This window comes from Sporomusa sp. (assembly GCF_057736855.1).
Map to the genome: position 1 here is coordinate 22,283 of NZ_JBYKYF010000005.1, position 7,039 is coordinate 29,321.

Here is a 7,039-nt window from a genome sequence, read left to right on the forward strand (position 1 = left end):
CACCTCCTTAGCTAAACAGGGTTTCGAGGTATTTGGGGTCATACTCGACAATAAAGTCGATTTCCCGCGCCGGAGACGGCGGCGTAACGTAAACGTGGAACCGGACAATGCCGTCCATAAGGTCGGTGACGGGGTTTTCATCTTCCAAGAATTCAACCCGGCCACCAAGGATGAACTGCCGCGCTGCAAGGCCGTTCAGCCAAATGTTAGCGCTGTCCACGATCGTCTCAATCAGCCGCTTATTGATGGGGAAGTCGACTTTCTGCCAGAAGGTGAGCACCAACGTGTTAGCAATCCAGTCAAACATGCGGCGAATGGGAATAAACGCATCTTTGGGATCAGTCACTGCCGGATATACCCCTGTTCTGTTGCCCCATGCCTTCCAGCCGCCACTGAAATTGAGCGCGGTAACAATACCCTGGCCGTTGAGATATGCTGCTTGGTCGGGGCCAAGGAATACCTCAACGCCGTTTTTCAGTACCGCCCCGCTGGCCTGCAAGGATTTGTTGGACGGGCTGACATACGGTATATCTTCGTTATCAGCATCAGTTTTGCAAATAACTCCGGCAAGCTGGGTAGACAAATGGTACTGCTCATCGCCCAACTTGACTTTGGGCCAGCATACTACTTGCCGGGCGCTGGTATAGTTGTTGGTGTTTTTCCAGGCGGCAACGTCGGAATATTTGCTTACCGTATCGGTCGGCACGTCAGTAAGTGCAATACACTTGAAATGACCGTTAATATTCGACGCTTTGGCAACCATGACCGCCGCCACCGCAGGGTCATGCGCCCAGCCGGGAGCGAGTATCATACCAGGAATAAGTCTGAACATGGGATAAATCTGGTTGACCAGCTCCAGGCCCTCGTATGCGCCAGTGGCAACGTCCACGCCGCCGATTATATCGTCAGTGTCTACCGCAGACGGGTCGAGCTTGTCATAAGTCGCGACAAGCGACGTCTGATTGGCAGGTATCGCACTGGTCGAAAGACGGGTTATTACCACATTGCCGTCATCATCGAAAGCGGCAGTATAATCGGTGTCTTTTACCAGTGCTGTGCCGCCAGCTTCGAGCTTAACGATCAGGCTATCGAGTAAAACGTCATCGTTAATTTTCCCTACCCCGGACGTAAGCGTCACTGTCGAGCTCGTCACAGCCGTTTTATGCACTGCCGGGTCAAGGACATTGACCAGCACTACAGGAGCGACATTGAATAGCGCGAAATGCGATTTAATGAACTCGCAGAGGGTATATTTGTCCCACTTGTCAGAATAGCCGAAGGCATCAACTGCTTCTTTATATGTGTAGCAGAGCACCGGCTTATTAACCTGCGCCGGGCTCGTCGCAAGGTGAAGCGGCGCGGTGCCGAACACGACCGGCAGGCCGGCGCTTGTTCTCACCGGCGGCACAACCGACGTCGGGACCTCATAGGTATAAATACCGTGTTTATAGCTCATTAGTTAGCACCACCTTTCATGGTGAACTCTAAGACTTGGTTGAAATTAATATTCTCCGGAGTGCCTTTTGTAGCGATGGCTTGTTCGGTTTTGGCCAGGCCGGACACCGGCACAAACAGTGCCTTAATGGCCGGACATTTGGTAAATAGCTCGTCAAGGTGCATCGGCAAACCGCCCTTAAAAACGGCATAGCGCTGCAGCGCTCCTCCGGGTATGTTGGGCCCGCAGTAAATAAGCCGCTCCGGTTTTGCAGCCGGTGCGGCCTCTTTAGTCTTTGAAGTATTCGTCGCCATAATCAACCTCCTCTAGCGGCTGGGCTATTGTCCAGCGCGTTGTTAGAAAGCCAACCCACTCCGGGTACGGTTGGTCATCCGGTATTTTCCACTCTGCCGGGAACTCAATGTAAAATTTCTTGGCAAGCAGTCGCTTACGGAATAACGCCTGTCTGACATGCTCAATGAGATTTAATAAGTCGCGCCAGCCGTCGGCGTTTTCTGAATACACGCCGAACAGTATCCGTACGGTAGCGACGCTGCCTGTTTGCTGGTCCTCGCCTTCTACGAGGCGGGGAACCACGTACGGCAATGCGGCATACATATCATCCCTGCCCGCTTCCTGGGGCGGCAGCCAACCTGGCACGACTTGGGGCGGTTTTTCGGTATTGTACTTTGTCGCGAGCCAATACTGCTTGACCGTCTCATTCAAGAATAGACAGAGCTCATCTAAGAGTAACACCGGTATCATTTGCCCCACCCCTTCAAGATGCGATTAATTTCGTGTTCTAAGCGGGTGTCAAGGCGCTCTTTGGCCTGTTTTTCAATATAGGCGCTGACCGTCGGGCTGCCGAGCATCTGGGGTACGGATGGGCCGTAACGTTGAATAATTGGCAGCCTGGCCTTGCCGGCGCGGTGAAAAACGCCAACGTGGCCGCTTTTCATTTGCGCCACGAACGCGCCTTTTATCGTTCCACCGCCGCCTCGCTTGACCTGGGCGAATACGCCTACTTCCGGCCTGCGTTTTGTTGGCCTCGACGGCCGGATTTTAAAATATGACAGCGCCCTTGGCCTGCCTTTTGATGTTACAGACGCGAATAACTTGTCCGGACTGGCTTTCCGAACATCGATAGTTTCGCGCACACGGCCGGCGGGAATAATGTACTCTTCACGCGCTTTTTTCACCGCATCCGTCCTCGCCCCTTCTGCCGCCCGGTTTATGGCATTGGCTACTGCCTTGGGTACAGCACCAGGGATATGCCCTAATAGTTCCTGTGCCCGTTTGAGCTGCTCCTCGGTAAGTTCAATCACGATTCGTTCGCTCCCAGGACAATCTCCAGTACGCCGCCCTCGTTGGTGCACTCAGCCACGTAATATAGCTTTCCGTCAAGGCGGAAGGTTTGGCCGTATGACGGCACGGCGGGAAAGTCAGCGGCACGCACATAGACCACTACTTCCCCGGCGTATATGCCATCATAGTTTTCGCTTTTGCGGTTGGACCTTACCCTGGTGGCAGCGCTTTCAACGATGGCAGGTAACTGGCGGCCGTTGATATTGTGCATCTCGGCAAATTCGTCGAGGCTGAAAAAGATTTCAAGGTCGGCTGCGATCTGATCTTTAATCCCCATACCAATTCCCCCAAAATAAACGGAAAGAGCCGGTTTTTGGCTCTTTCCTCCCACACCATTATTTATATTAGCCAATTTTCACTTTAGCGGTAGTACCCGCAGTCGCTTTTGGCTCAACAGCAATGCCAGCCGGAGTGTTTCCGGTAGCAGTTTTCGTCAGACGGTTGTTGGTATCGTCCCAATAAAGCTGGTCACCAACGTCAAAAGCCACGCCGGTCTCGGCGGCGCACTCAAACACCCCGGTGATTTTTACGCTGCCGGTCGCATTAGCGGCAATGTCCTCAAGCGCCACGCCAACACGGGTAACCAGCGGAATTACCTGCCCGGCAGCAATTGCCGAGGCGGCGGTATAGTCAATTATCATACCATCTTGGATGTAAGTCGCTTCTTTAGCCATTCTTATCCCTCCTATTTCATATTAAACCCGGGAGATTATGCTCCCGGGTTTTTGAACAGGCCACGATAGTCAAGCGGAGTAACGCCGACGTCGAGGTAAATGCGCCATTCGATACCCAAGATGTCAAAGCTCACGCGCTGTTCGAGCGTAGGCGCTTCCTGACCGTTGAGATAGGTGACCTCAATTGTATCGACAACATCAGGCGCAGCGGCAAGATACCAGGCCGTTGGATTAACAGAGAGCTGCGGGTCAACGATAACCTGCAGCCGGTTAGCAAACGGGTTGGGAGTAGCGTTGCTCTTAGACGGATCAACAATAGACGAAATAAGCTGGCCGGCAACAACTTCAAGCTCAGGCGGCACAAGAAGGTAAGCCGGAGTAATATTCAGGTATTCCTTACCGCCGATATTTTTCTGCTTGCGCATGGCAGCTACCGCAGCGCCGAGAGAAGTAACGCTCAGGGCTGCCCCGGACGCGGCCAGGTTGCCATGGTTCGAATGGAATAACTGCACGTTATCCGACAGCTTAGTGTTGTTGTTAATGATGTCGTAAACCATGCGGTTGATCATCCGGCGAGCGGCGGCACCGTATTTAGCCGGGATGGTCGAGAGAGCGCCAAGGTCGTCATTGATAATAGCCTTACGCGAAATAGAGAATTTCCGGCCATAGGTGCCGAGTTGAACGGTTTGCCCGCTTTCGGTGATCTCGGCATGTTTGAATTCGCCAAGCTCGGTCATCGGCAATAGTTCATCGGCTTCGGACAGGCGCAGACGGGTTGCGGCTTTAAAGTCGCTCAAGCTGCCGCGCCGGGTCCATGCTTGGAAGGTAGTTGGGGCTGCTTGGTATGCCTGAGACATAGACTTGTTGGCAACATTCGAGAGAATGAGCGGGAAGCCGGCAGTACCGGTGACGGCGTCACGGACCAGGCGCTCCTCGTCATAATGACGGACGCGCTGGCCGGTCTCGCGCTCTACGCATTCACGGGCCAGGTCGAGAAGTTTCATGCCACGGAGTTCATTGGCACCATCAGCTGGTTTTTCTACCCGGAGTCCTGCGCGCATCGCCAAGGCATCAATTGCCGCAGAGCGGAATTTCTCTTGTTCATCAGCTACAATCCTGGCGGTAGTGAGCGGTTTGTTTTGTTCTGCTAACTTTTCGAGGATGGCCTTTCTTACCGCGTCTACCTGTACCCCGGAACGGATGAACTCATCAGCATCAACATTAAACTGGCGGCACAAAGACATAATTTCCGCCACCCGCTTCCGTTCGGCTTTGATAGCAGTACGGGTATCATCTTCAGGGGTATCAATAACCTTCCGTTCGGCTTCGATAGCAGTACGGGTATCATCTTCAGGGGTATCAATAACTTGTTCCTCTTTATCCATAACATCATCACTCCTTTGTTGATTGTCATTTATATCATCGCTCGAACGTCCCACACCCACCGCCGGGTCAGCAGGCGTCGGTTCGAGCGAGATTTCATAAGGCTCCCAGTCAACTGCAATAGATACAGGCCCGGTAAAGCCGCGCTCAGTTTCCCCGGCCTCAACATCCAGCCATTTGTAAACCAAATAGCCTATGGATACACCCCTGAGCGCCCCACTTTGGACTTTTTGAAAAAGCACATCACTCCTTTCATCGGTATCAAACTTGACGACTGCGCGCAGTTTACGCTCAGTTTCATCAAGGCTAACATCGACAATACTGCCGATTGGCAGGACGCCGTAATTCGGATCACGGCCGTGGGCAAATAAAAAAGAGCCGACCGTTTTCAGCCGCTCCAATCTAATTTCCCCCGGACCATGCCCTAATATTTCGCCGCCGTACCAGCGCTGCACGACCGTGCCTTCGCTCGAGATTGTCAGCTCCACTGTTCTGTCATCAGGATTAGCACGCTCGAACACCGCCTGACGGAAGAACTTTTTGCCGCTATTCCTCTGTTTCACCTTCGTTCATACCCTCCCTCGTTGTTTGTTTTTCGGTACCTTCAATAACGTCTATGTCTAGTTCAAGACCAAGCTGTTTAGCATATTCCCGTTCGACTGCGCGCTGCTGCAATACTTCCTGCCAATCAAGCCCCTGGCTGCCGCAGATACGCGCCAAGGTGGTTATGCCGGCTTTCAATTCTTCCTTAGATGCCTGCACTTCTTTCAGCGGGTCAATCCACTGCCAGCCGGGACGCACCCAAAGACATTCAAAATACCGCTCCGGGTCGTCGTCAAAGTCGCTGGCTTTGATAATGCCGGCCAGAACACAGTGCTTGACAAACTCCTCCCAGATCGGCTGGCAAAAATGGTTAATAAGATAATCTTGTAGTGGCATAAAGGTTTTGCGGTCCTCTAAAAGGTTCTGCCGCGCTGACGAAAAATTTACCTTGGACACATCGCGGCTAATAACTTCGTATGATAGCCCCGTACCGGCACCAGCCAAGCGCGTTTCGACTTCGATAAAGTCTTTCGCTGTAGATGCAGACTGAGTGGGATTAACCACGCTGATTTTTTCACCGGGGAGCAGGTTTTCAATCATGCCGGGTTCGATTGTGTCAATTCTCTTGCCATCAACCTGCGGCATATTGCGCATGCGGATACCGGAATTAGGCGTCTCGATAAACACGGCAAAACATGCCGCAATTCTGGCCTTCATGATTTCGGCGTCAAGGTATTCGCCGGTGTCTTTGATGCGCTGCATCACCCTAGCCAATTCGGAAATGCCACGTACCTGCGTTGGACGCATTTTGTTAAACAGATGAATGACCTGCTTGGCCGGCACGCGAATTGACTTTAGCGACATATATCCGTCCGGAGTGCCACTGTAAAAGTGATAGGCCACCGGTCGATAATACTCGTCAATCTCGACGCCGGACAAAACAAGGTTTTTGCCCTCGCTGACCTTACTTACATCAAGCATATCCGGTTCAATAAGCTGTAGCTTAAGCGGCACCCGGGCGCTAGTATCAATGACCTTGCGGACAAATATCTCACCATCGTATATCCTCCGCCGAAGCGCCATGGCCTGGAGTTCATAAAAAGTGTTTTGCCCTGTTATATCGCAGTTTTGCGCCTTTACCCACCGTTTCCACTCTGTTTCAAGCAGATTATTGGTGTTTTCGTCAAGTTTTCCGCGCTTTGTTCGCACTCTTGCCTGGGGTTTTATGCCTGTGCCGACGACATTACGGACTATAGCTCCGACAATACCCTCTGCTAAATCACTGTTGCGTTCCAGGTCGCGGGCGCGGGCGCGGATAATATCACGGTGGTTACGGTCTACCTGTTCCGCTGTACCGCTTGTCGGCAGCCAATTGCTGCCTAACCTGTCCGTACGGGCAGCGTCATAGTTGCGCAAAGTGCTTAGTCCTTGGCGGTACATGGCGCGTTTAAACGCCTTTTCAGGTGATACTAATTCTATTAGTTTATCAATGATGTTCATCGCCCCGACCACCCCGCATACGCCCTGGTTCCGTACGTTTCTGCATCATATAATGCTTTAAGTTCACGCTCTCTAGCGTACAGTGTTTGTAAGTCAGCCTTGCGCACGCGCCGGCCGCCGAGTTGATATTCTTGCGCCC

Annotated in this window: 8 protein-coding genes; all 8 read right to left on the reverse strand. The window is 52.5% G+C overall.

Translation table 11 applies throughout. The features are described 5' to 3' along the window. Positions 1–7: 7 nt before the first annotated feature. The 8 genes from AC29Z1_RS00825 to AC29Z1_RS00860 all read right to left on the reverse strand — a co-directional run bounded on the left by AC29Z1_RS00825 (position 8) and on the right by AC29Z1_RS00860 (position 6,900). Positions 8–1,456 (reverse strand): phage tail sheath family protein, encoded by a 1,449-nt coding sequence (locus AC29Z1_RS00825; protein WP_488269557.1) that lies wholly within the window; start codon positions 1,454–1,456, stop codon positions 8–10. Continuing rightward, positions 1,456–1,749: a hypothetical protein gene (locus tag AC29Z1_RS00830; RefSeq protein ID WP_488269558.1), complete on the reverse strand. Its 294-nt coding sequence runs from the start codon at positions 1,747–1,749 to the stop codon at positions 1,456–1,458. Before AC29Z1_RS00830 ends, AC29Z1_RS00825 begins: the two co-directional genes overlap by 1 nt. After that, the gene (locus AC29Z1_RS00835; RefSeq protein ID WP_488269559.1) at positions 1,724–2,041 is read right to left on the reverse strand and encodes a hypothetical protein; all 318 of its coding nucleotides are present in this window, start codon (positions 2,039–2,041) and stop codon (positions 1,724–1,726) included. Before AC29Z1_RS00835 ends, AC29Z1_RS00830 begins: the two co-directional genes overlap by 26 nt. A gap of 155 nt (positions 2,042–2,196) precedes the next feature. Then, a complete protein-coding gene (locus AC29Z1_RS00840) occupies positions 2,197–2,760 on the reverse strand; it encodes a phage tail protein (protein WP_488269560.1) in 564 nt (187 codons plus the stop codon). Further along, entirely contained in the window at positions 2,757–3,077 is a 321-nt protein-coding gene (locus AC29Z1_RS00845; RefSeq protein WP_488269561.1) for a hypothetical protein, read from the reverse strand. The genes AC29Z1_RS00840 and AC29Z1_RS00845 overlap by 4 nt, the downstream gene beginning before the upstream one ends. Before the next feature lie 67 nt (positions 3,078–3,144). Further along, the gene (locus AC29Z1_RS00850; RefSeq protein WP_488269562.1) at positions 3,145–3,474 is read right to left on the reverse strand and encodes a DUF2190 family protein; all 330 of its coding nucleotides are present in this window, start codon (positions 3,472–3,474) and stop codon (positions 3,145–3,147) included. A 35-nt stretch (positions 3,475–3,509) separates the two neighbouring features. Continuing rightward, positions 3,510–5,420, reverse strand: a complete 1,911-nt coding sequence (locus AC29Z1_RS00855) for a prohead protease/major capsid protein fusion protein (RefSeq protein ID WP_488269563.1) — start codon at positions 5,418–5,420, stop codon at positions 3,510–3,512. Beyond that, a complete protein-coding gene (locus AC29Z1_RS00860) occupies positions 5,404–6,900 on the reverse strand; it encodes a phage portal protein (RefSeq protein WP_488269564.1) in 1,497 nt (498 codons plus the stop codon). Before AC29Z1_RS00860 ends, AC29Z1_RS00855 begins: the two co-directional genes overlap by 17 nt. Positions 6,901–7,039: the final 139 nt, after the last annotated feature.